General features: G+C 63.8%; 18 protein-coding genes. 4 read left to right on the top strand and 14 right to left on the bottom strand.

Annotated elements, in window-relative coordinates; translation table 11 throughout:
• Positions 1 to 79 precede the first annotated feature (79 nt).
• Positions 80 to 1,987 carry a type IV pili methyl-accepting chemotaxis transducer N-terminal domain-containing protein gene (locus FLQ03_RS17525; RefSeq protein ID WP_144371492.1) on the top strand — a complete coding sequence of 636 codons (1,908 nt, stop codon included), beginning with the start codon at positions 80 to 82 and terminating at the stop codon, positions 1,985 to 1,987.
• The gene (locus FLQ03_RS17520) at positions 1,984 to 2,637 is read left to right on the top strand and encodes a response regulator (RefSeq protein ID WP_144371491.1); all 654 of its coding nucleotides are present in this window, start codon (positions 1,984 to 1,986) and stop codon (positions 2,635 to 2,637) included. The genes FLQ03_RS17525 and FLQ03_RS17520 overlap by 4 nt, the downstream gene beginning before the upstream one ends.
• Before the next feature lie 70 nt (positions 2,638 to 2,707).
• On the opposite strand, the gene FLQ03_RS17515 is transcribed toward FLQ03_RS17520, so the two are convergent.
• From FLQ03_RS17515 to FLQ03_RS17455, 13 genes are all read right to left on the bottom strand, one after another.
• Positions 2,708 to 3,961, bottom strand: coding sequence for an NnrS family protein (locus FLQ03_RS17515; protein WP_144371490.1), 1,254 nt, complete (start codon positions 3,959 to 3,961; stop codon positions 2,708 to 2,710).
• Positions 3,962 to 3,964: 3 nt separating this feature from the next.
• Entirely contained in the window at positions 3,965 to 4,288 is a 324-nt protein-coding gene (locus FLQ03_RS17510; RefSeq protein ID WP_144371489.1) for a DUF2249 domain-containing protein, read from the bottom strand.
• 102 nt (positions 4,289 to 4,390) lie between these two features.
• Positions 4,391 to 5,596 (bottom strand): molybdopterin molybdotransferase MoeA, encoded by a 1,206-nt coding sequence (locus FLQ03_RS17505; protein WP_144371488.1) that lies wholly within the window; start codon positions 5,594 to 5,596, stop codon positions 4,391 to 4,393.
• A 146-nt stretch (positions 5,597 to 5,742) separates the two neighbouring features.
• Positions 5,743 to 6,429 carry a respiratory nitrate reductase subunit gamma gene (narI, locus tag FLQ03_RS17500; protein ID WP_144371487.1) on the bottom strand — a complete coding sequence of 229 codons (687 nt, stop codon included), beginning with the start codon at positions 6,427 to 6,429 and terminating at the stop codon, positions 5,743 to 5,745.
• Positions 6,430 to 6,477: 48 nt separating this feature from the next.
• Positions 6,478 to 7,134 carry a nitrate reductase molybdenum cofactor assembly chaperone gene (gene narJ, locus FLQ03_RS17495; RefSeq protein ID WP_144371486.1) on the bottom strand — a complete coding sequence of 219 codons (657 nt, stop codon included), beginning with the start codon at positions 7,132 to 7,134 and terminating at the stop codon, positions 6,478 to 6,480.
• Complete coding sequence (gene narH, locus FLQ03_RS17490) at positions 7,131 to 8,687, bottom strand: nitrate reductase subunit beta (protein WP_144371485.1); 1,557 nt, start codon at positions 8,685 to 8,687, stop codon at positions 7,131 to 7,133. The genes narJ and narH overlap by 4 nt, the downstream gene beginning before the upstream one ends.
• Positions 8,688 to 8,813: 126 nt before the next feature.
• Entirely contained in the window at positions 8,814 to 12,500 is a 3,687-nt protein-coding gene (locus FLQ03_RS17485) for a nitrate reductase subunit alpha (RefSeq protein ID WP_144371484.1), read from the bottom strand.
• 298 nt (positions 12,501 to 12,798) lie between these two features.
• Positions 12,799 to 14,181: a NarK family nitrate/nitrite MFS transporter gene (locus FLQ03_RS17480; RefSeq protein ID WP_144371483.1), complete on the bottom strand. Its 1,383-nt coding sequence runs from the start codon at positions 14,179 to 14,181 to the stop codon at positions 12,799 to 12,801.
• A gap of 63 nt (positions 14,182 to 14,244) precedes the next feature.
• Positions 14,245 to 15,480: an MFS transporter gene (locus tag FLQ03_RS17475; protein ID WP_144371482.1), complete on the bottom strand. Its 1,236-nt coding sequence runs from the start codon at positions 15,478 to 15,480 to the stop codon at positions 14,245 to 14,247.
• Between the two features lie 365 nt (positions 15,481 to 15,845).
• Positions 15,846 to 16,304 carry a molybdenum cofactor biosynthesis protein MoaE gene (locus tag FLQ03_RS17470; RefSeq protein WP_144371481.1) on the bottom strand — a complete coding sequence of 153 codons (459 nt, stop codon included), beginning with the start codon at positions 16,302 to 16,304 and terminating at the stop codon, positions 15,846 to 15,848.
• Between the two features lies 1 nt (position 16,305).
• Positions 16,306 to 16,560, bottom strand: coding sequence for a MoaD/ThiS family protein (locus tag FLQ03_RS17465; RefSeq protein WP_144371480.1), 255 nt, complete (start codon positions 16,558 to 16,560; stop codon positions 16,306 to 16,308).
• Positions 16,557 to 17,072, bottom strand: a complete 516-nt coding sequence (mobB, locus tag FLQ03_RS17460) for a molybdopterin-guanine dinucleotide biosynthesis protein B (protein ID WP_144371479.1) — start codon at positions 17,070 to 17,072, stop codon at positions 16,557 to 16,559. The genes FLQ03_RS17465 and mobB overlap by 4 nt, the downstream gene beginning before the upstream one ends.
• 95 nt (positions 17,073 to 17,167) lie before the next feature.
• On the bottom strand, positions 17,168 to 18,577 hold the full coding sequence (locus tag FLQ03_RS17455) for an MFS transporter (RefSeq protein ID WP_170252464.1): 1,410 nt from the start codon (positions 18,575 to 18,577) through the stop codon (positions 17,168 to 17,170).
• A 78-nt stretch (positions 18,578 to 18,655) separates the two neighbouring features.
• Between FLQ03_RS17455 and FLQ03_RS17450 the strand changes: the two genes are divergently transcribed.
• Positions 18,656 to 19,594: a LysR family transcriptional regulator gene (locus FLQ03_RS17450; RefSeq protein WP_170252463.1), complete on the top strand. Its 939-nt coding sequence runs from the start codon at positions 18,656 to 18,658 to the stop codon at positions 19,592 to 19,594.
• A gap of 14 nt (positions 19,595 to 19,608) precedes the next feature.
• On the opposite strand, the gene FLQ03_RS17445 is transcribed toward FLQ03_RS17450, so the two are convergent.
• A complete protein-coding gene (locus FLQ03_RS17445; RefSeq protein ID WP_144371476.1) occupies positions 19,609 to 22,671 on the bottom strand; it encodes an EAL domain-containing protein in 3,063 nt (1,020 codons plus the stop codon).
• A gap of 702 nt (positions 22,672 to 23,373) precedes the next feature.
• Between FLQ03_RS17445 and FLQ03_RS17440 the strand changes: the two genes are divergently transcribed.
• Entirely contained in the window at positions 23,374 to 24,534 is a 1,161-nt protein-coding gene (locus FLQ03_RS17440; RefSeq protein ID WP_144371475.1) for a tyrosine-type recombinase/integrase, read from the top strand.
• Positions 24,535 to 24,973 lie beyond the last annotated feature (439 nt).

The raw sequence follows: 24,973 nt of genomic DNA, 5'->3' as shown, positions 1-24,973 counted from the left end.
CGCCTCCTCCTTTTGGCGGATTGCCCCACCCGGCAAAGCGCATTAAGGTGAACCATCACCCTAGCCGCCCGTGTTCGCCATGCATTTTTCCACCCCCGAGGCCATGCGCAGCCTGTCCGGCAAGCTGCTGGGCCTCACCATCGTCTGGCTGCTGCTGGCCATGACCTCCATCGGCTATACGCTGGTGCTGTCGTGGAAGCTGGAAGGCGGTGCCGCCGCCATCAACGACGCCGGCAGCCTGCGCATGCGCAGCTACCGCGTGGCGCTGATGGTCAGTGAAGGCGCCGACGCCACCACCATCGCCCGCGAAGAGCAGCTGTTTGCCGACACCATGGCGCGCCTGCAGCGCGGCGACCCGGCGCGGCCGCTGTTCCTGCCCGACAACGCTGCCGTACGGCAACAGGCCGCGCTGATCCTGCAGCAATGGCAAGACCAGATCATGCCGATGCTGGAGCAGGCGCGGCGCGGCCAACTGTCCGGCCCCACCATGCCGGTGCTGGACATCAGCGGCTTTGTGGAGAAGATCGACCGCCTGGTACGGCTGGTGGAAGAAGACAACGCCAACAACACCACCCTGCTGCGGCTATTCCAGATGGCCCTGATGGCGATGGCCATCATCGGCGCCATCACCATGATGTATCTGCTGTTCCTGCTGATCATCCGCCCGCTGAACACGCTGGGCGAAGGCATCGTCAAACTGCGCGACGGCGAGCTGGCCACGCGCATTCCGGTGGTGGGCAACGACGAACTGGCCGACATCTCGCACGGCTTCAACCAGATGGCCAGCCGCCTGCAAGAAGCCTACACCACGCTGGAAGACAAGGTGCGCGACAAGACGCGCTCGCTGGACGAGAAAAACCGTCAGCTCACCGCACTGTATGGCGTCACCGCTTACCTGCACGAATCGCACGAACTGGCCGACATGGCCGAAGGCTTCATCCGCCAGCTGATGCAGCTCAGCGGCGCCGACGCCGGCAGCATCCGGCTGGTGGACAGCAAGCGCGGCCGGCTGGAGCCGGTGGCCCAGGTGGGCCTGCCCGAGCCCTTGCAACAGGCAGACGACTGCCAGCATATCGAAGGCTGTTACTGTGGCGACGCGGTCGCGCAGCCGCAAGCCATCGTACGTCTGTTCAGCAACCGCCCCGGCGATATGGAAAAGCACTGCCAGCAGGCCGGTTTTGCCAGCGTGGCCATCTTCCACATCCGCGCCAAACAGCAAAACGTGGGCATTTTTACCTTGTATTTCCGCCGCCCCACCCGCCTGCCGCAGCCGCAGCAGTACCTGATCGAAACGCTGGGCAACCACCTGGGCGTGGCCATCGAGAACCAGCGCTTGGCCGCCCGCGACCGCCAGTTTGCCGTATCGGAAGAGCGCAACCTGATGGCACAGGGCCTGCACGACAGCATTGCGCAGTCGCTGTCGTTCCTGAACCTGCAGGTGCAGATGCTGGAAAGCGCGCTGCCGGCCGACCTGAACCCGCAGGCACGCGAAAACCTGGCCTTCATCCAGGCCGGGGTACAGGAATGCTATGAAGACGTGCGCGAGCTGCTGCTGAACTTCCGCACCCGTATCAGCAAGCAGGACTTCCCCGCCGCGGTGGATACCCTGCTGCAGCGTTTCGAGACCCAGGCCCGGGTGCTGACGCAAAGCCGCCTCAGCGGCAACGGCCTGCCGCTAACACCGGACCAGCAACTGCAGGTGATCTTCATCCTGCAGGAGGCGCTGTCGAATGTGCGCAAGCACGCCCAGGCGCAGCGGGTGGAGGTGAACATCAGCAACGAAGACGATTTCGTGATGACGATCGCCGACGACGGCTGCGGTTTTGACGACGCACAGGTACAAGCGCGCAAGGCCCGCCACGTCGGGCTGTCCATCATGCAAGAGCGCGCCGCCCGCATCCGCGCCAGCATCCACATCAGCCCCCGGGCCGGCAGTGGCACCGTTGTCACGCTCACCCTGCCCCGAACCGAAAGACAAGCCGTATGAACACCCCGCTCCGTATTTTGCTGGTTGACGACCACACCCTGTTCCGTAGCGGCCTGAAGGCCCTGCTGCAACGCCAGACCGACCTGGACGTGATCGGCGAAGCCGCCGACGGCCTGGAAGGCGTCAAGAAAGCCGCCCAGCTGCAACCCGACATTGTGCTGCTGGACCTGGACATGCCGGTGATGAACGGCCGCGACGCGCTGGCGCAGATGCTGGTGGGCCAGCCCGGCCTGGCCGTACTGATGCTGACCGTGTCCGAAGACGGCGAAGACCTGGCCGAGTGCATGAAAACCGGCGCCCGTGGCTACCTGCTGAAGAACATCAACGCCGACTTCCTGCTGGACAGCATCCGCCGGGCCGTGGACGGCGACAGCGTGCTGTCGCCGGAAATGACCGCCAAACTGGTGGCACGCTTGCGTGCCCCGGCAGCCGCACCGCGCCACAGCGAACTGGACAGCCTGACCCCGCGTGAACGCGAAACGCTGAGCCACCTCGCCCTTGGCAGCAGCAACAAGGAAATCGCCCGCGCGTTGGACCTGGCCGAGAGCACGGTGAAAGTGCACGTACAGAACATCCTGCGCAAGCTGGGTATCAGCAGCCGCGTGCAGGCCGCCGTGTACGCCGTAGAGCACGGTCTGGACAAACCCTAGCCGCCCCCAAGCACAAAGCCCCTGCTTGCCATGCAAACAGGGGCTTGGAGTGCTGTTACGCCGCATGGCGTCAGCCGGCCTTGCCGTCCAGCCGTGGCTGCAGGTACATCGGCATCACGCGTAGTGCCCAGGCCAGCAACACCGCCAGCCACGCCAGCGATGTCAACGCCAGCCAGCCAGCGTGACTCCCCACCAGCGCCAGGCCAACACGCAACACCGCCACGGCGTGCAACGCCACGTACAGCGCCACAAAACCGTTATCGGCTTGCAGCGGCCGGCCGCTGTGCCCCAGGCTGACACGGGTGACAAAAGCCATCAGCATGGTGCCGGCAAAGCCCAGCCCCAGCGCGTGCACCGGTGCCGCGCCCACCGGCCAGCCCAGCGCAGCCGCCGCTTGCAGTAACAACGCCGGCACCAGCCACACAAAGCTGAAGTGCAGCATGGCCAGCAGCCGGTTCTGCAAACTGGCGCGCAGGCCCCAGCGGGCACTGGTGTACGCCAGGCTGGCCGCCATCAGCAGCGCCAGCACCACCTCAAGTTGCTGCCAGCCCGCCAGGTTGGCCGCCGCCAGCAATACGCAGCCGGCCAGCCAGCCGTGCAACAAGCGCGCAGGCCGCCACGGCGCATGACCTGGCAGCGCCGCCTGGGTAAAGAACGGCAGCATGCGGTGCGAGACGGTCAGGAACACCGGTAGCAAAAAGCACCAGAACAGACCGTGCCGCGCTACGCCCCACCAGGCATCGTTAGCGCTAGCCACCCAGCCACACGCGGCCAACATGGCAGCCAGCCCACCCAGCATGGCCAGCAGTACTGCCACGCCGTGCAAGCGGTCGGCCACCTGGCTGCGACGGCAAATGCTTGCCCAACGCCAGCAGCTGCCCGCCCATTGCGCCGCCATCAGCAGCAAACCGGGCAGCGGCCAGGCACCACCCTGCATGAAACCGGCCAACGCCAGCCAGATGCCCGTCAGCGCCAGCGCAGCCTGCAGCAGATTGCCGTGCTTGGGGGTGCCATCGGCGACATTCAACCAGCGCGGGCCGGCGGTAAACACAAAACCCTGCATGAACAGCGGAAACACCGCCAGCGGCGTCATCAGCCCGTGCACCGGCACCGCGGCGTAGGCCTGTTGCGGTGCCAGCAGCCAAACCAGCGCCCACCACAGGCCCTGGCTAAGCGCGGCCAGCACGCCGGCCAGAAAGAAGGCCCGGTGCGGCACGCTGTCCAGCCGGGCCCACACGCTCACTGGCGCCGCCGGCGCGGCGCTGTGCAGGCCAAGGCTGCCACGCCCGCCGCTAGCGGGTGGCGCATTCAGGGTTGGCCGCATGGCTTAGCCCCCGCTGCAACCGCAGCCGCCGCCACCACCGCCGCAACTGCCAGCCGGCGGCGGCGGTGCGTCCTGATCGTCGGCACCCGCCGGGAACACCGAAAAGTCGAATACCACTTCGCCCGGCTGCTGCGATACGGCCACGATCTGTACCTGGTCCTGGTAGCGCTGGCGAATCTGCTGCAGCAGCGGCAACGGTTCGTGGTCGTTGACGAAGCGCATCACTTCGCCGCGATGCAGTTGTTCCAGCGCACCGAAAATGGCGGCATGACGGAAACGCTTGGCGACGCCACGGGCGTCAAACAGGTGAACGGTCGAGTCTTGCATGCTTGTAATCCACAGGGTTGAACTGCGCAGCATGCTACGGGGTGCTAGCCGGCATTTCCTTGAGACAAAATAAGTTTTTCCAGCCCGCTATCCGGCGCTGATTCAGCCATTGACCTGCCAGCCATACACCGGCAGCAAAGTGCCCGGCAGCACGGCCTGACCGGGCTGCAAGCGGGCCAGGCCATCGGCCCAGGCGCACGACGACAGCACGCCAGAGCCCTGCTGCGGATAGGCGTGCAGCACGTGGGTGCCGCCGTCGGCCACCACACGCACCCGCAGGAACTCCTCGCGTCGCGGGTCGGGACGTGGCCAGTGAAAATCGGCCGGCAACCAGCACTGCGGCTGCCACGGCGCCAGCATCTCGCCCTGACGGGCACGCAGAAAGTCGCGCACCAGCACGGTAAAGCCGACCCAGGCGGCCACCGGGTTACCCGGCAAACCGATAAAATCGGCCTGCCCTACCCGCCCAAAGGCCAGCGGCTTGCCCGGCTTGATGGCGAGCCGCCACTGCTGCAACTCGCCTTCGGCGCAGACCGCCGCCTTGACATGGTCTTCTTCCCCCACCGATACGCCGCCACAGGTCATCACCACATCGGCGGCCTGGCCGGCATCGCGCAGCAGTTGCCGTGTGTCGGCCAGCCGGTCCGGCACAATGCCCAGGTCCAGCACCTGGCAGCCCAGTGCCTGCAGCGCCGGCACCAGCCAGTAGCGGTTGGCGTTATAGATGTGGCCAGGCAAGGCCGGCCGGCCCGGTTCTTGCAGCTCGTCGCCGGTAAAGAACACGGCCACCCGCAACGGTGCGTAGACCGGCAGCGAGGCCACGCCCACGGATGCCGCCAAGCCCAGATGTGCCGGCTGCAGGCGCAGGCCACCGGCCAGCACCGTGCTACCGCTGGCGATGTCTTCGCCGCAACGGCGGATATTCAGCCCGGCAGTGACGGCAGCGTCGAACAGCACGCGGCCGTCGGGCAAGGTACGGGTGTGCTCCTGCATCACCACGGCGTCGGCACCGTCGGGCAACATGGCACCGGTAAAAATGCGCGCCACGCTGCCGGGCTGCAATGGCAAAGGTTGGCCGCCGGCCGGCAGGCGCTGGCTGACCGGCAAGGCCACACCGCGCTGCAGCTCGTGGCGACGTACGGCGTAGCCGTCCATCGCGCTGTTGTCGTGCGGCGGCACGTTCAGGCCGGCCAGCAAGGGTCGGGCCAGTACCCGGCCGGCGGTATCCAGCAGGGGCAGGGTTTCGCTGCGGTCCGGCACCCGGGCGCGGGCCAGCAGCGCATCGCGGGTCGCATCCACGCTTTGCATAAGGGTCTTTCTGGTGAAGTCATCAAAAACAATGCCGGCTGCGGCGGCGCTTCCTCCGCAGCCTGGCCGTTGACAAGACAAACCCTGCTTGCGGGGCAAACAGGGTTTGGCTTTTATCAGCATGCCGGGCGCAACCGGCAGCGGGTTTAGCGGCGCGGGCGTACCAGCTGCCAGCTGCGGCCCAGGTAGCCCACGGCACCGAAGCCGCTCCACACGTGCACCAGGCGGGTGAACGGGAAGATCACGAACAGGCTCATGCCCATGAACAGGTGGGCCTTGAACACCGGCGAGGCTTCGGCGATGAAGCTGGCCGCATCACCGCGGAAGGTCACCACGTGCTGCGCCCAGGTCATCAGCAGCACCATTTCGTGACCGTCCATGTGCTGGGCAGACACGGCGATGGTGGACAGGCCCAGGACCAGCGTGGCCAGAATCCACAGCAGGACCAGCTTGTCACGCCAGGTGGTGTTGGCCGCCAGACGCTCGTTGCCCAGACGACGGCCCAGCAGGATCAGCACGCCGATCAGGCACAGGCTGCCCATGATGCCGCCGGCGGTCATGGCAAAGGCTTGCTTGAAGCTGTGGGTCACGCCCAGCGCGTCCCATACCGCAACCGGGGTCAGCAGGCCCACGGCGTGGCCGAAGAACAGGCCGATGATGCCGACGTGGAACAGGATGTTGCCCAGGCGCAGGCTGCCACGGTGCAGCAGCTGGCTGGATTCGCTCTTCCAGCTGTACTGCTCGCGCTCGAAGCGCACCAGGCTACCCAGCAGGAAGATCGCCAGCGCGATGTAGGGGTAGATCCCGAAGACGAATTGATGCAGATAGTCCATTGTTTTCTCCTTGCTGCGGCCAACCTTGGCAGTTGGCCGCCTGCGGGGTTAACGGGTAGCAGCGTGGCCCTTGGGGTAGAAGTTGACCGTGGCCACCGCCGGCATGGCCGGCTTCAGCAGCGGTTCCACACCGTCGACGCCGGGGCCGAAGGTTTCCAGCGCCTCGTCCATGTCGCGGATTGGCGGCACCGTCAGCGGCTCGGGCGCCACCGGCGACAGCCACACCAGCGCGTCCAGCACGCCGGCGTAGGCCGAGCCGCTGTCGGCCAGCTTCTTGGCCACGTGCGCCAGCACGTGCACGGCGTCGCCCAGCAGGCGTGCGGCTTCGTCGGCGTCGCACAGCGACAGGAACTCCAGGAACAGCGGCACGTAGTCCGGCAGCTCGTCGGCCACCGGCTCGAAGCCGTGCTGCCGGTACTCGTCGATCAAGTCCACCATGGCCTGGCCACGGGCGCGGTCTTCACCGTGGATGTGCTCGAACAAGTGCAGCGAGTGGCTGGGGTTGCGGTCGAACAGCTGCACGTACGCCTGCTGCAGCTCGATCAGGTCACCCTCGGCCAGCTGGGCCAGCAGCGGCTGCACGCCGCGCAGCACGTCCGGCTGGCTGGCCAGCGTGCGCGCCAGTTCCGGGATGGCGGCCTGCAACTCGGCCTCGGGGTACACCAGTAAGGCGCCCAGGGCGCGGTACACGATGGGCTGGCTCATGACTGGCCTCCGGCGTTGGCTTTACGGTCGCGACGCATGTCGTGGAACACGATGGGCGAAGCCTTCTTCTTGCCGAACAGGCTGGGCTCGGATACGCCGCCAGAGCAGCCGTTGCCAAAGGTAAAACCGCAGCTGGCCTTGTCATCAAAGGTGTTTTCCACCATTTCCTTGTGGCTGGACGGGATGACGAAGCGGTCTTCGTAGTTGGCAATCGCCATTACCTGATACATCTCTTCCACTTGCGCCGGCTTCAGATGAGTGCCCTTCAGCGTGGCCGGGTCGGCCTGCTTGCGGATGCTCTTGGCGCGCATGTAGCGCCGCATGGCCACCATGGTTTCCAGCGCTTTCACCACCGGCTCTTCCTTGCCTGCGGTCAACAGGTTGGCCAGGTAACGGATGGGGATGCGCAGGTCTTTCACGTCGGGGATGATGCCGTTTTCGCCGATCAGGCCGTTTTCCATCGCGCTCTGGATCGGCGACAGCGGCGGGATGTACCACACCATCGGCAACGTGCGGTATTCCGGGTGCAGCGGGAACGCCACTTTCCACTCCATCGCCATCTTGTATACCGGCGACTTCTGCGCGGCGATCAGCCAGGCTTCCGGAATGCCCTGCTTGCGGGCTTCTTCCTGCACGGTGCTGGAATGCGGGTCCAGGAACACGCCCAGTTGCGCCTCGTACAGGCTCTTCGGGTCTTCCACGCTGGCGGCAGCTTCGATCTTGTCGGCGTCGTACAGCAGCACACCCAGGTAGCGGATGCGGCCAACGCAGGTTTCCGAGCACACCGTAGGCTGGCCGGCCTCGATGCGCGGGTAGCAGAAGATGCACTTCTCGGCCTTGCCGGTGGTCCAGTTGTAGTAAATCTTCTTGTACGGGCAGCCGGACACGCACATGCGCCAACCACGGCACTTGTCCTGGTCGATCAGCACGATGCCGTCGTCTTCACGCTTGTAGATGGAGCCGGACGGGCAGCTGGCCACGCAGGCCGGGTTCAGGCAGTGCTCGCACAGGCGCGGCAGGTACATCATGAAAGTGTTCTCGAAGGCCGAGTACATTTCTTTCTGGATGCCGTCGAACAAGGCGTCCTTGCTGCGCTTGCTGAATTCGCCGCCCAGGTCGTCTTCCCAGTTCGGGCCCCATTCGATCTTGTCCATCTTCTTGCCGGTCAGCACCGACACCGGGCGCGCGGTGGGCGGCGTGATCATTTCCGGCGCGTTCTGCAAGTGCTCGTAGTCGTAGGTGAACGGCTCGTAGTACTCGTCGATGGCCGGCAGGTTGGGGTTGGCAAAGATGTTGGCCAGAATCTTCAGCCGGCCGCCCTGACGCGGCTCCAGCTTGCCATTGGCCTTGCGCACCCAGCCGCCCTGCCACTTGTCCTGGTTTTCCCAGTCCTTGGGGTAGCCGACGCCGGGCTTGGTTTCCACGTTGTTGAACCAGGCGTATTCAATACCGTCACGGCTGGTCCACACGTTTTTGCAGGTTACCGAACAGGTATGGCAACCGATGCACTTGTCGAGGTTGAGCACCATACCGATTTGGGCACGAATTTTCATGTAATGCTCCTTTTTTCTTGCCACGAACCCCACGAAAGACACGAAAAGCTTTGTTTGCCGCCGAACCCGCTACAGGCACCAACGGCTACTGTCCGTGTTGTTTCGTGGGTTTCGTGGTTAAAAAGATCAGTCCGCCAGCGGGCGATCCATCCAGTCCACGTTCTTCATCTTGCGTACCACCACGAACTCGTCACGGTTGGCGCCCACGGTGCCGTAGTAGTTGAAGCCCCAGGCCAGCTGTGCGTAACCGCCGATCATGTGCGTGGGCTTGGTCACGGTACGTGTCACCGAGTTGTGGATGCCGCCGCGCTTGCCGCTGGTTTCGGCGCCGGGCACGTTCACGATTTTTTCCTGGGCGTGGTACATCAGGCTCATGCCCTCGGGCACGCGCTGCGACACCACGGCGCGGGCGGTGAGCGTGCCGTTGACGTTGAATACCTCGATCCAGTCGTTGTCCACGATGCCGGCCTTCCTGGCGTCGATCTCGGAGATCCACACGTGCGGGCCGCCACGGCTGAGGGTGAGCATGCGCAGGTTGTCGGAGTAGGTACTGTGGATGCCCCACTTCTGGTGCGGCGTAATCCAGTTCAGCACGATCTCGCTATTGCCATTGGGCTTCTTGCCCAGGATGGCGGCCGTGGTTTTCAGGTCCACGTGCGGGCGGTACACGCACAGGCCTTCGCCAAAGGCGCGCATCCACTGGTGATCCTGGTAGAACTGCTGGCGGCCGGTGAGCGTGCGCCACGGGATCAGCTCGTGCACGTTGGTGTAGCCGGCGTTGTAGCTCACCTCTTCACTTTCCAGACCGGACCAGGTCGGCGAGCTGATGATCTTGCGCGGCTGCGCCTGTACGTCGCGGAAGCGGATGCTGTCGTGTTCGCGCGGCAAGGCCAGGTGGGTGTGGTCACGGCCGGTTACCTTGGACAGCGCGTCCCAGGCTTTTACCGCCACGTGGCCGTTGGTTTCCGGGGCCAGGGTCAGAATCATCTCGGCCGCGTCGATGGCGCTGTCCAGACGCGGCTGGCCGTCGGCTACGCCGCCTTGCACCGTCTTGTTCAGGCCGCGCAGCACGTCCACTTCGTGCGCGGTTTTCCAGGCGATACCCTTGCCGCCGTTGCCCACTTTTTCCAGTAAGGGGCCGATGGCGGTGAACTTGTCGTAGATCTTGCGGTAGTCGCGTTCCACCACCGTCATCTTGGGCATGGTTTTGCCCGGTACCGGCTCGCACTCGCCTTTTTTCCAGTCGCGCGGGTCGAACGGCTGGCCCAACTCTTCCGGAGTGTCATGCATCAGCGGGGTGAGCACCAGGTCCTTGCGGGTACCCAGGTAGTCGCCGCCCACTTCCGACAGCGCCTTGGCAAAACCCTTGTAGATTTCCCAGTCGCTGCGCGCCTGCCACAAGGGCTGTACCGCTTCCGACAGCGGGTGGATGAACGGGTGCATGTCGGAGGTGTTGAGGTCGTCCTTCTCGTACCAGGTGGCGGTCGGCAGCACGATATCGCCATACAGGCAGGTGGTGGACATGCGGAAGTCCAGCACCACCAGCAGGTCCAGCTTGCCCTCGGCCGCCGGGCGCACGGTGATCTCGCTGGGCTTGATGCAGCCTTCTTCGCCGTTCATCACCGCGTTCTGGGTGCCCAGCAGGTATTTCAGGAAGTACTCGTGGCCTTTGCCGGAGCTGCCCAGGATGTTGGAACGCCACACGAACATATTGCGCGGGAAGTTCTTCGGGTTGTCCGGGTCGTTACAGCTCATGTCCAGTTGGCCGGATTTCAGCTGCGACACGGCGTAGGCTACCGGGTCTTGCCCGGCGGCTTCGGCGTCGCGCACCACGTCCAGCGGGTTGGTGGTGAGCTGCGGCGCAGACGGCAGCCAGCCCATGCGCTCGGCCTTGGCGTTGTAGTCAATCAGCGCCATATTGCCCATCTTGCCGTCGGCGGTCGGGGCCAGGATCTCGCCCACCCCCAGTTTTTCGTGGCGCCACTGGCTGGTATGGGCGTAGAAGAAGCTGGTGCCGTTCATCTGGCGCGACGGGCGCACCCAGTCGGCGGCAAAGGCCAGCGGTGCCCAGCCGGTTTGCGGGCGCAGCTTTTCCTGGCCCACGTAGTGGCACCAGCCGCCGCCGCTCTGGCCGATACAGCCGCACATCATCAGCATGTTGATGATGCCGCGGTAGGTCATGTCCATGTGATACCAGTGGTTCAGCGCGGCGCCGACAATCACCATCGAGCGGCCATGCGTCTCGTCGGCGTTGCGGGCAAATTCGCGCGCTACCTGGATCACCATCTCCGGTTTCACACCGGTGTGCTTTTGCTGCCAGGCCGGGGTGTACGGCACGTCGTCCATGAAGTCGCGTGCCACGTTGCCGCCGCCCAGGCCGCGGTCGATACCGTAGTTGGCCGCCATCAGGTCGAATACGGTGGCCACCAGCGCGTCGCTGCCGTCGGCCAGGCGAATGCGCTTCACCGGCACGTTGCGGTCCAGCAGCTCGTCGTGCTCGCTGCCGAAGTACGGGAAGCCCACGGCCACCACGTCGTCACGCTGGTCGATCAGCGACAGGCGCGCCTTGATGTCGCGGCTGTTGCCGGCACCGTCTTTTTCTTCCAGGTTCCACTTGCCGCTCTGGCCCCAACGGAAGCCTACCGAGCCATTGGGCGCCACCAGCTCGCCGCTGAGCTCGTCCAGCACCAGGGTTTTCCATTCCGGGTTGTTGTCCTGGCCCAGGTTGTCCACCAGGTTGGACGCGCGCAGGAAGTAGTCCGGCACGTAGCGGCCATCCTGGGCTTTCAGCGTCACCAGCATCGGCATGTCGGTGTACTGGCGGATGTAGCCGGTAAAGTACTCGGACGGCTGGTCGAGGTGGAATTCCTTGAAGATGACGTGGCCCATGGCCATGGCCAGGGCGGCGTCGGTGCCCTGCTTCGGCGCCAGCCAGATATCGCCGAACTTGGCCATTTCGCCAAAGTCGGACGACACCGCCACCGTTTTGGTGCCCTTGTAGCGCACTTCGGTATAGAAGTGGGCGTCCGGGGTGCGCGTCATCGGGATGTTGGAACCCCACACCATCAGGTAGTTACTGTTGTACCAGTCGGCCGATTCGGCCACGTCGGTCTGTTCGCCCCAGATCTGCGGGCTGGCCGGCGGCAAGTCGCAGTACCAGTCGTAGAACGACAGCGGCACGCCGCCGATCAGGCTAAGGTAACGGCTGCCGGCGGCGTAGCTCACCATCGACATCGCCGGAATCGGCGAGAAGCCGATGACCCGGTCCGGGCCGTAGTTCTTGATGGTGAAGGCGTTGGCCGCGGCGATGATTTCGTTCACTTCCTGCCAGCTGGCACGCACAAAGCCGCCCTGGCCGCGCTTGCTCTTGTACTGCTTGGCGGTTTCCGGGTTCTGGCTGATGTGCTGCCAGGCCTCGATGGCACCCATGGTCTGGCGTGCCTCGCGCCACAGTTTCATCAGGCGGCCGCGTACCATCGGGTACTTCACGCGCTGCGCCGAGTACACATACCAGCTGTAGGACGCGCCACGCGGACAGCCGCGCGGCTCGTGGTTGGGCAGGTCCGGCCGCGTGCGCGGGTAGTCGGTCTGCTGGGTTTCCCAGGTAATCAGCCCGTTCTTTACGTATACCTTCCAGCTGCAGGAGCCGGTGCAGTTCACGCCGTGGGTGGAACGCACGATCTTGTCGTGCTGCCAGCGCTGGCGGTAACCGTCTTCCCACTTGCGGTCTTCTTGTACCACCGCACCGTGGCCATCGGAAAAGGTGGATTTCACCTTGCCCAGGAAATTGAGTCTGTCGAGAAAGTGGCTCATCTTGCCTCCGTGTGTTTGCCGCCGCTGCGGCCTGCTTAGGTTGGCCGCAAGCGGTATGCGGATACCCCGATTCACGCTGCCAAGCTTAGGCGCCGGCCAGCGCGCGTCCCATTCCCCACTGGTGGCAAACCGGCGCGGCAGAGGGAGGAGCCGCCCCTACTCCCAAAGGCGTAGTGGCGCACCGCACCGCCGCCGCGCCCTCCACCGTGCGGCGTAGTGGCGCCACATGAAAAAAGGCGCCCCAGAGGGCGCCAAAGACGAAGCAGTGCGTCGCACCGCTTGGAGAAGACGTTTCAGCTCAGCACGGAATCTCCGCACCTTTGCGGGCGTAGAACCACCAGTTCACCAGCACGCAGGTCAGGTAGAAGGCGATGAAGGCGTACAGCGCGGCCTCCACGCCACCGGTCAGCGCAATCGACGTGCCGTAGCTTTTGGGGATGAAGAAACCGCCGTAGGCCCCGATGGCACCGGAGAAGCCCAGCACCGCCGCCGCTTCCTTGGTGGCGTCGGCCACGGCTTGTTTCTGTGCTGCGTCACTGCGGCCTGCCATGCGCTTGTGCAGCGTCAGGAAGATGGCCGGCACCTGCATGAAGGTGGAGCCGTTACCGATGCCGGTCAGCGCAAACAGGCACAGGAACATGGCAAAGAAGCCCTGGAAGTTGCCGCCCTGGCCGCCATGCGGCAGGAAGCCGATCACGGCAAACACCGCCGCAATCATCAGCACGAACACCGCCTGCGTGACGCGGGCGCCGCCGATCTTGTCGGCCAGCCAGCCGCCGATCGGGCGGGCCAGCGCGCCCACCAGCGGGCCGAAGAACACGTATTTGGTGGGGTCAATATCGGGGAACTGGCCTTTGACCAGCAGCGGGAAGCCGGCCGAGAAACCGATGAAGGAACCGAAGGTGCCGATGTACAGCCAGCACATCAGCCAGTTGTGCTTGCGCTTGAAGATCACCGCCTGATCGGCAAACGACGCCTTGGCCGAGGCAATGTCATTCATGCCGAACCAGGCTGCCAGCGTGGACAGCACGATGAACGGCACCCACACGAAACCGGCGTTCTGCAGCCACATCTGCTTGCTGGCCGCGCCTTTTACCCAGGTTTGCGGCTCGCCGCCAAAGCTGCCGAACAGGCCCATGGTGATGACGATGGGCACCACGAACTGCACCACCGACACGCCCAGGTTGCCCAGGCCGGCGTTCAGGCCCAGCGCGGTACCTTTTTCAGCCTTGGGAAAAAAGAAGCTGATATTGGACATCGACGAGCTGAAGTTACCGCCGCCAAAACCGCACAGCAGCGCCAGGATCAGCATGGTGACGTAGCTGGTGGAGGTATCCTGCACCGCAAAGCCGATGCCGATGGCGGGGATCAGCAGGCTGGCGGTGGAGATGGCGGTCCACTTGCGGCCACCGAAAATCGGCACCATGAAGCTGTAGAAAATGCGCAGCGTGGCGCCGGACAGCGCGGGCAGCGCGGCCAGCCAGAACAGCTGGTTTTGCGTGTAGTTGAAGCCGATATTCGGCATGTTCAGCACCGCCACGCTCCACACCTGCCAGATGATGAAGGCCAGCGTCAGCGCCGGAATCGACAGCCACAGGTTGCGGCGCGCCACCGGCTTGCCTTGTTGTTGCCAGAAGGCCGGGTTTTCCGGCTCCCAGCGATGAAGGACGTGTTCAGACATGATTCGCTCCCTTGTCGGGGCGGCCCCTGCCGCCCCGGTATGTTGACCGAGAAAACAGGCGCGCTAGCGCTTGGCGGCTGCCAGCGCCACCGGCTTGAACGAGAAGTGCATCCACACCAGGCTGACGCAGACAGTGCCGTACAACAGCATGAACGAGCTGGAGCGCACGCCGGTCAGGTCCACCAGCAGACCGAACAGGATGGGCAGCAGGAAGCCGCCCAGGCCGCCGGCCAGGCCCACCACGCCGGACACGGCGCCGATGTTGTCGGGGAATTCGTCGGCAATGAACTTGAATACCGACGCCTTGCCGATGGCCATCGCCACCCCCACGCCAAACAGCAGCAATGTGAACCAGGTGGCATTCAGGCCGATATCAAAGCCCTGCGGGCCGTTGACGGTCTGGATGATGAAGTGGGTTTGCGGGTAGGACAGGATGAAGAACGCCACCCAGCACGCCCACATCACCCCCCAGGTGACCTTGTAGGCGCCGTAACGGTCGGACAGCCAGCCGCCCAGCGCGCGCAGCACGCCCCCCGGCAGCGAGAAGCAGGCCGCCAGAAACGCCGCGTGCTTGATGTCAAAGCCGTACTCGGCCACGTAGTACTTGGTCATCCACAGCGCCAGCGCCACGTAGCCACCGAACACCACCGAGTAGTACTGGCAGTAACGCAGCACGGCCGGGTTTTTCATCAGTGCCAGTTGCTGGCCCAGGCTGACGTTGCTGGACACCAGGTGCTGCGGGTCGTGGTGCGAGAACACCCAGAACAGGATGGCCGTCACCAGCATGATGGCCGCGTACACGGTAGGCACCATCTGCCAGCCGGCCGCCGCGATGATGCCGGGCGCCACCAGCTTGGTCAGCGACGAACCGGCATTGCCGGCACCGAACACGCCCATCGCCATGCCTTGCTGATCCTTGCGGAACCAGCGCGCCACGTACGGGGTACCCACCGAGAACGACCCGCCCGCCAAGCCGACAAACAGCCCGATGGCCAGGAAGTGCCAGTACTGGGTAGCAAACTGCATGGCGTAGATGGGCACCACGCAGGCCAGCATCAGCACGAACAGCACGATGCGGCCGCCGAAACGGTCGGTCCAGATGCCCAGCGGCACACGGATCAGCGAGCCGGACAATACCGGCGTGGCGGCCAGAATGCCGAACTGGGTTTCACTCAGGCCCAGCTGCTGCTTGATCGGAATGCCCAGCACGGCAAACATCATCCAGATCATGAAACAGACGGTGAAGGCCACGGTGCTGCTGGCGAGCACCGCGTATTGCTTGTAAGCGCGGGAAGACATGGTGCGTTACCTGTACGGAAGAGTCAGGGGCATGCTATGCCCCGTCAACTTGTACGGGTATTGGCCGGAGGAGGAAGCCCGCCCCTGCCGATGGCCTAGCCGGCAACGCAGCGAACGGCGTGCGGCCTACGCCGGAAGGATTAGGGCATTGGGCAATGATGTGCGGTGATCAGCGCGCAAACGGTGCAGTGCCAGGCTGGCCCGGGCGTGATGACGCGGGGGTACCGGGCAACGCTGGCACAGGCCAAGGCCGCCAGGCTGCGGCACGGTTGGCCGCATGCGTTGCCGGCCAGGTGCCAGCGCAGGGTTCGCGGTAGGGGAAGCGTTCGGGCGTCACACCGACGGTGTGGTGCCCAAGCTGTGGCTCAGGCCCAGCGCGCGGCGGCGTCGCCGTCGCTGGCCTTGGCGTCCACCCAGCGCTGGCTGCCGTCGGCAAAGTGTTCGCGCTTCCAGAACGGCGCTTCGGTTTTCAGGTAGTCCATCAGGAAGGCCGCGCCGGCGAACGCCGCCGCGCGGTGGCCGGACGCCACCAGCACTAGCACGATGCCCTCGCCTGGCGCCAGGCTGCCCACGCGGTGAATGACCCGTACCGCCGTCAGCGGCCAACGTGCGGCGGCGTCCTCGGCAATGCGGCGGATTTCGGCTTCGGTCACGCCCGGGTAGTGCTCCAGGAACAGCGCCGTCAGCGGGATGGCGGCGTCGTGGCCGCGCACCATGCCCTGGAACGCCACCAGCGCGCCGGCGTCGCCGGCTTGCGCACGCAGCGCCGCCTCTTCGGCGCCCAGGTCAAACGGCGCGGTCTGGATGGTGATGTCGCAATGCATGTCAGCCCCCCGTTACCGGCGGCAGAATGCCGACTTCGGCCCCGACCGGGATGTCGGCGTCGCCGCGCACGATCTGCTGGTTGACGACCAGGCGGAACACCTGGCCCTCGGCCAGCGCGCCGGCCCACGCCTCGCCACGGCCGCGCAGTTGCGCCAGCAGCTGGCTGGTGCTGCCACCGGCCCAGTCCAGGGTTTCGTCGGCGTGGCCGACGGCGTCTTTCAGACGGCCAAAGTACAGGATGCGGATGCTGCTCATGCTTGTTGCTCCCGCCAGCGCAGCACAAAGGCGGCGATGGCATCGATATCGTTGAGGTCGAGTTGCGGCACCGCCAGCGCCGGCAGGGCGGCATCGGTGGCGACTGCCAGAATGTCGGGGTCGTCCTGCTGCAGCAAGGCCTTGCCCAGCGCCGGGCGGTGCACTTCCAGCTTGGGCACGGCTAACCACTTCTGCCCTTCCAGGATCACCAGGTCTGCCGGCTGCAAGCGCGCCAGCTGGGCAGAGAGGTCCAACGGGGCAGCCAGGTCTTCGTAGACCGCCACGCCGCAATCGCCCAGCAGCATGACCTGCGCGGCACCGGCAGCACGATGGCGGTAGCTATCCTTGCCCGGGGTATCGAACGCGACGGCGTGGTGGCTGTGCTTCACCACCGACACGCGCAAGCCGGCGGCGGCCAACCTGGGCAGCAGCTGCTCCAGCAGCGTGGTCTTGCCACTGCCGGACCAGCCGGCCAGGCCCAGCACCGGGCTGTGCAAACGGGAAGTAGACATGGAATGACGCAGGCGACGTGACAAAACCGCCAAGATAGCAGCCCGGCGGCATTGCGGTAAGCCCCGAAGGGCCTAATCCGGCTGGTGGAGGCGGCTCAGGCCAGCGCCTCCAGCCGGCGACGCTGCCACACCAGCAGCCCGCCACACACCAGCGCGGCCAACGCCACCCCGGCCAGCAGCAAGGGTACCGCCTGCTGCAAAACCTGGGGCAACGCCGGCAATCGGGCGGCGGGCTGGCCGGCCAGTGCTTGCAAGCCCAGGCCGGCCCACGATACCCCCAAGGCGCCCGCCAGCTCGCGCAGCATGTTTTTGGCCTGGTAGGCCTGGCTGAACACCTGCTCGTCCACCCGCGCGAAGGTGGTGCCGGCGGCCGTGCCCAGCAAAAACGGCATGAACACGGCGTGGCACAGCGTGCACGCCAGCAGCAGCCAGCCAAGGTCTTGCCGGCTGGCCGTGGCCAACAGGGCACACGCCAACACCAGCGCCAGCATGGCCAGCTGCACGTAGCGTACCGGCTTCGGCCAACGTCGCATCAGCACAAAATGCAGCACCACGCCCGGAATGGCCAGCAAGGTACTGCCCCCCAGCAACAGGCCGCTATCCAGCAAATCCAGCTGCAGGCCGTGCAGCAGGTACAAGGGCAGCAGGTACGCCATGCCGGCCGCCAGCACATAACCGCAACCGTAAGCGGCCATGCCCCACAGATAATGGCCCGAGGCAAAGCGGGCGTACGGCAGCAAACCGCGCTGGCGACGCCACTGCTGGCGGACGTGGCCCAGCAGCAAGCCGCAACCGGCCAGGCCCAGCAGCCAGCTGAGGCCGCCGGCGGCCAGTGGCACCTGCCGCACCTGCTCCAGCGCAAACAGCCACAACGCCACCCCCGGCAACAACCACAACAAGCCACTGGCGGCGCCATGGCTGCGCTGGGCATCGGCCACCGGTTCGTGCGCCGGCATACTGCGCGTCAGCCACAGCGTCAGCCCCAGCAGCGGCAAAGGCAGCCAGAACAGCGCGCGCCAGCCCAGCCAGTGCAGGCTGGCCGCCGCCAACAGCGGGGCGCTACCGGCGCCCAGCATGATGCCCAGCGGCAGCAGCAAGATGGTTTGCCCGCGCGCCGGGCCCTGGTAATGCTGGATCTGCACCCGCGCGGCGGTAAACAAGGCCGCGCCCCCTGCCGCCTGCAACAGACGGCCAAGCAGCACGCCGGCAAAGGCGTCAGCCCGGCTGCACAGCAGCGCGCCCAGCGCCAGCAACAGCAAGGACACTTGCAAAAAGCGCCGGTAGCCCAGCCGCTGTACGCACCAGCGGTGAGCGGCGATCATGGCGCAACTGACTACCGCACAAGCGGCAACCAGTTGGCCGAAGTTGTCCAGTGTGCCGTGGCTGCCCGCCAGGATGGCCCCGGCCCCGAACATCACCATCACGTTCTGCAGGTAGTCTAGCAAGGGCAGCAACACGATCAGCAAATGGTGGCGGGTAAGCGGGCGGGGAAACAGCGTTGACATGGTGTAGCGGCCATCAAACAAAACCGTATTATCGATTTTGCAATGCAATCGATGAAATCGATTGATAAGATAAGACTCATGCATCACATCGATAACCATAGCCAGTTGCTGCGGCTGGACCTCAACCTGCTGGTGGTATTCGACGCCATGATGCAGGAGCAGCACGTCAGCCGGGCGGCAGCGCGCCTGCACATCGGCCAGCCGGCCATGAGCCACGCACTAGGCCGCCTGCGCCGCCTGCTGGACGACCCGCTCTTTGTGCGCCAAGGCAACCGCATGCAGGCCACGCCACGTGCGCTGGCCCTGGCCCCCGCCGTCGCCAGCTGGCTCCAGGACGCCCGCCGACTGCTGGATAAAGGAGACAGCCAGGAGCCTGCGCACATGCAAGGCGTGCTGAGGCTGGCGATGCCCGACGGGCTGGAAACCCTGCTGTTTCCCGCCCTGCTGGCCCGCTTGCGCGCAGAAGCCCCCGGGCTGCAACTACGTGCCCAGTTGCTGGAGATCGATCAGCAACTGCAGGCGCTGGACCGCGACGAGGTAGACCTGGTGGTCACGGCAGCGCCCTTGTCGCTGCAGGCCTGGCATAACCGCCAGGCCGCGGGCCACACCGGCTTCTGCGCCGTGTATTCGCCGCAGCAAGTGAACCTACCGCCCGCGCCGGCACTGGCCGCGCTGGCGGCGGTGCCACAGCTGGCCAGCAGCTACCGCGGCACCGCCAGCGGCATCGTCGACCACTGGTTTGCCCAGCATGGCCTGCAACGGCGCATCGTGGCGCTGGCGGCCAACCTGGCCACCATTGCCCAGTCGCTGCAACAAGCGCCGTTGCTGTCGATCCAGCCCGGCCTGTACCTGCCACTGCTGCGCCAGCACGGCGAGCTGGCCGCCGTGGCACTGCCGGCAGACCTGGGCATCGATATCGAACTGGTGTGGCACCGCCGCCAGCAGCAGCACGCACCGTTGCGTTACCTGTGCCAGCTGGTGGCAGACAGCATCGCCCGGCTGGTACCGCTTGCCTGACGCGCGGCAAGCGCTCAGATTTCGGACGAAGCCAGTTGCCGCCATACGCCCTGCTGCTGCCACTGCTCGGCCCAACCGGGAATCTCGGCGGCCGGCATGGGCCGGGCGATACCGTAACCCTGTACCAGATGGCAACCCATCTGCCCCAGAGCCACACCGTGCGCCAACGTCTCTACGCCCTCGGCGATGACCTGACGCCGGAACACCCCCGCCAGCTGGATGACACTGGCGACAATACCCAGGTCGTCACGGTCTTCCAGCATGCCGCGCACGAAACTCTGGTCGATCTTCAGGGTGTCTACCGGTAACTGCCGCAGATAGGTCAACGAAGAGTAACCAGTGCCGAAATCGTCCAGCGCAAAGTGCACGCCCAGCGCACTGCACCGTTGCAGCACCTGCAGCGCCTGGGCCAGATCGTCCAGGGCGGCCGACTCCAGCACCTCCAGCTCCAGCATGCCGGGCAACACTGCCGGGTAACGCGTCAGGGCTTGCTGGATATGATCTAAAAAGTCCGGGTGCAGCAGGTAGCGGGCCGCCACGTTGATACTGACAGACATTGCCATGCCTTCCGACTGCCATTGCGCCAGTTGTGCCACCGCAGCGTCCAGCACCCAGCGCCCGAAGTGCGTTTCCAGTTCGCTGCCCTGTAGTGCAGGTAAAAAGGCCGCCGGCGCCAGCAAACCCTGCTCCGGGTGCTGCCAGCGGATCAGCGCCTCGACCCCGACCAGCCGGCCGTCACGCAAATCAACCTTGGGCTGGTAATACAGCACGAACTGCTGACAGGCCAGCGCCATTTCCAGCATGGCCAGCATGCTGCGGTGCTGCTGGGCGCGGCGGTCATTTTCGGGGTCGAATAGCAGATAGCAGTTCTTGCCGGATTCCTTGGCCTGGTACATGGCCTGGTCTGCGTGGCGCAGCAAGGTATCGGCATCGGCATCATCCAGCGGAAACAGGCTGATACCGATACTGGCACTAGTACGGATAACCACATCCCCCAGCATGAACTCCTGCCGTACCGTGGCCAGCAAACGGTCCAGTATCGGCATGCATTCGGCGGCACCATTCAGATCGGACAGCAGCAGGACAAACTCGTCACCGCCTAGTCGCGCCAGCGTGTCGTCGGCACGCAGCACCGACTTCAGCCGCTCGGTGAGCGCCACCAGCAGCTGGTCCCCCACATCATGACCATACAGGTCGTTGATGGCCTTGAAACCATCCAGATCAAGAAAGCATACCGCACAGTACTTTTCATGGCGGCGGCAATGAAGCAGCGCTTGCTCAAGCCGGTCCGACAGCAAGCGGCGGTTGGGAATATTGGTCAGCGGGTCGTAATTGGCAATGCGGTCCAACTCGGCCTCATGCGCCTTGAGCTGGGTAATATCCGAGAAGATACCGACATAATGCTGGATTTTCCCTTGCTGGTCGCGCACCACCGATATGGACAGCAGCTCGGCGTACAGCTCGCCATCCCGACGGCGGTTCCAGATTTCGCCACGCCAGAAGTCCTGCTGCTTTACCTGCATCCACAGCGCCTGATAAAAAGCCGGCCCATGCAACCCGGACGACAGCAAGTTGGGAGACTGCCCCAGCACCTCGGCCTCCGGGTAACCGGTAATACGCGTGAACGCGGCATTCACCTTGGTGATGACGCCAGCAGGCGACACCACCATGATACCTTCGTAGCTGCTATCAAATACGACCGCCGCCTCGCGTTGGGCCAGGGCGTAAATCTTGCGTTCGGTGATGTCGGTATGGGTGCCGGACATGATCAGCGGCCGGCCCGCATCATCTCGCGACAACACCCGGCCACGAGACAAAATCCAGCGCCAATTGCCTGTCTGGCTACGGCACCGCATTTCCATTTCGTAAGCGGGCGTCTCGCCCGCCAGGTGTGCCTGCATGGCCTGGATGACCTGCGGCAAGTCTTGCGGATGGATCATCGCCAGCCAGTCTTCGCGCGAGATGCCCTGCGCATCGGCAGCGTAACCCAGCATGGTTTTCCAGCGATGGCTGATTTCAAAATCATCGGTCTGGATATTCCAGTCCCAGTAACCCTGATCCGAACCTTCCAACACCCGCGCCAGTTGCTGCTCGCGCAGGCGCAAGGTCTGCTCGTCCTGCTTTTGCTGGCTGATGTCGCGCGAAATGCCGAAGAGGCCGACCACTTCGCCATCTGCAGACAACACCGGGCCTTTGGTCACCAGAAACACCAGTGCGGTGCCATCTTGCAACCGCAGGTGCTCTTCATGCGTATGCAGTACACCGGACCGCATAATGCCTTCGTCCACCTGCATCAAGCGGGTGGCCGAATCGCTATCGAACAGGGCATGGTCGTTTTGCCCCAGCACCTCATCCGCAGGCCGGCCCACAATGGTCGCTGCCGCATCGTTGAGCATCAGGTAGCGCCCCTGGCGATCCTTGACGAACACCGCATCAGACGTACCCGACACTACCGCATCCAGCAAACGCCGGTGCCGTTCGTTACGACTGGCCAAGCGGCGTAACCAGCCGCTGAACAAGCTGATGGCAACCCCGCACAACAGCAGGAAACCCCATTGCAAACGCAAACCCGGGTCTGCCTGCGCGGTATGAAAAGCCGGGCTGGCCATCTCATCCACGCCCAGCACGGTCAGGATGGTTGCCAGCAGACCGGGCCCCATTCCCCCCAGCAGTGCGCTGAGCAGGATGGGCAGCATGAACAGGATCAGCATAGGCTGCTGGCTGACGCTGATCGGCAACAGGTCGCGCAAGCCGAGTGTGGCCAAGCTCACCGCCAAGGCAAACAGATAAGCCAGCCAGCGTGGAATGCTTTGTTTGGCCAGCCGCTCTGCCCAGCTTTCCAGCAAGCCAGCTGCCGGAGACGGGTTATCTGCCGGCACGGCACCCAGCGAAAAATACAGCAAGGCCGCCGTACCCAGTACGAACACCAACCCTTTGTAGGTAGACAGCACCACCATGCTATCGGCGTCTGCCACCAGCAGCAGCAAGCTGTCGGATAGCAGAATCCACAGTGCGGCCAACACGCAGTAGGCCAATACCACCAGGCGGATGAAACGGTGACGCGGCGAAGCAGGCATAAGCGCATTTACCTTGTAACGGCTACCAGTGATCGGATGTGGCGAGCCGCACTGGAGCGACGAATATATTCAAATATCTATCAAATATATTACGTCGCATACAACAAGGTATATAAATACTCACCGATAACAAGATGCTGGAGTAGCAGGTCGGCCCCGGCCACACCTTACAGTCCGTTCTGCCCGGCACCTCATCAGCAGGCCGCAAGCCTAGGCACGACAACCGCCAAGGCTTGGGTCCAGCCTGTACCGACCTGACCAGACCGGCCATCACGCAAGTGGCTAGTGCAGCATACAAGTTGCGACCAATTTTGCCTGTTATTGCTTTGCCGCTCCGCTTGCCGAACCACTCAAGTCACCACCACATAATTCTGAAAAGAAAGAGGATGCAGCCTATGCCGTTACCGGCACGGACTGCATCCTCCAGGACTTCTCGCTCAGTACGCGATCAGCACACTTACACGTTCACCGACTCGGCGACCTCTTGGTAGTCTTTGATCTGGTCAAAGTTCATGAAGCGTGAAGTAGATCTAGCCACGTCTACGACCATCCACGCAAAATTCACAAACCACTGTTTTTAAACAAGTAAATTTCCAGTATCGTCTACAGACATCTTGGGGCATCCAGAAAAATTGGGGGTATCGTTGGGGGTACCGAATCGTTATTATCGTGATTCACTACAAAAACATTAGCGATATTGCCATGCCGCTCACCGATGCCAAAGTCCGTAACGCCAAGCCCGAAGACAAGGATTACAAGCTCGCCGACATGGGTGGATTGTACCTGCTGGTGAAGAAGAACGGCGCCAAACTCTGGCGCCTGAAATACCGCCTGGCCGGCAAGGAAAAACTATACGCCATTGGCCAGTACCCGCAGGTTTCGTTGTCCGCCGCCCGCGAGGCGCGCGACAACGCCAAGCTGCTGATTGCCGAAGGCCGCTCCCCGGTGACGGTACGACAAACCGAAAAGCTGGAGGTCATCGAGCAGGGCCTGTCTACCTTCGAAGCTGTCGCTCGCGAGTTCTACGAAAAAGTACGGCTACAAGGCAAAGAGACCACGGCATTCCAGTCCATCCGCCTGCTTGAACTATACGGCTTCCCCAAGTTCGGCCCCCTGCCCTTGGCCAGCATCAAGCCAATCGTGATCCTCAATATCATGAAGCAGCTGGAAGCACGCGGCATCGCCAACACCGCCTCGCGCTTTCGGCACGTGTGCGGCCAAGTATTCCGCTACGGCGTAGCTACCCTGCGCTGCGACATCGACCCCACAGCCTCCATCAAGCGCGCCATCGTCGCACCACCCGTCAAACACCACCAGGCCGCCGAAGACCCGCCAGCGCTATGGCGCAAGATCCTCACCTATCGCGGCACTGGCACCACCCGCATCGCACTGCAACTGCTGATGCTGTTGGCCGTACGCACCAACGAACTGCGGCGCATGGAAAAGAGCGAGCTCGATCTGGACAAGAAACTGTGGACCATTCCTGCGGCCAAGATGAAAAAGCGCCGCACTCACACTGTTCCCCTGCCCGACCAGGCCGTAGCGCTCATCCAAACCGCCATCGACTGGAGCGGTGATAGCCAGTACGTTTTCCCCAACCAGCGCACACCTGGCGAAGCCATGTCTGAAGCCACGCTGCGCAAGGTGATGATTGCCCTGGAAGCCCCCACTAGCCCGCACGGCCTGCGCGCCACCTTCTCTACCCACCTACACGGCCAGGGCTACCCGTCACACCTGATTGAAATGCAGCTGGCACACGCAGAAGAAAACAAAATGAAAGCCACCTACAACCACGCCCAGTACCTGGACGAGCGTAGGCGGCTAATGGAACGCTGGGCGGATTTTGTGACGGGTGAGCGATGAAGAACACCATTAACCCAAATGGATCAAGAGTATACAAACAAAAGCACATGGGCATTAAATTGCTTTATCATTAGTTTTCTTGAATCAACCTAAAAGGAAAGAAGATATGAAGTCATGCGAAATTTGTGGCGACATGTCAGCTGATCGCACAGCAGATCAGTACCCAACTGTGACTTGCTGCGATGAGTGCTTTAATGAGTTACACGGCAAGAATGACTCACCAATTGTCACCGGGCCAGGCCCTTTTGATCCTGCGTATGGGGAGGAATGTCATTTTTGTGGCAAACACGCCGATGATGAATAAACATACATAAGGCATTGAAATAAAAAGCCGCCTGTAACTTGGCGGCTTTTTTATACAAGTCGACGTCCCCCCAATCTCAGTAGCACTACGCTTTAGAGTCCAAGGCTAATTTACCGGATTTCTCCGCCAGTAATT

Origin of the sequence: Vogesella urethralis (assembly GCF_007644045.2) — a bacterium.
GTDB lineage: Bacteria > Pseudomonadota > Gammaproteobacteria > Burkholderiales > Chromobacteriaceae > Vogesella > Vogesella urethralis.
Note: the sequence above shows the minus strand (reverse complement) of the source record. Positions and strands in the feature narration are given on the sequence as shown.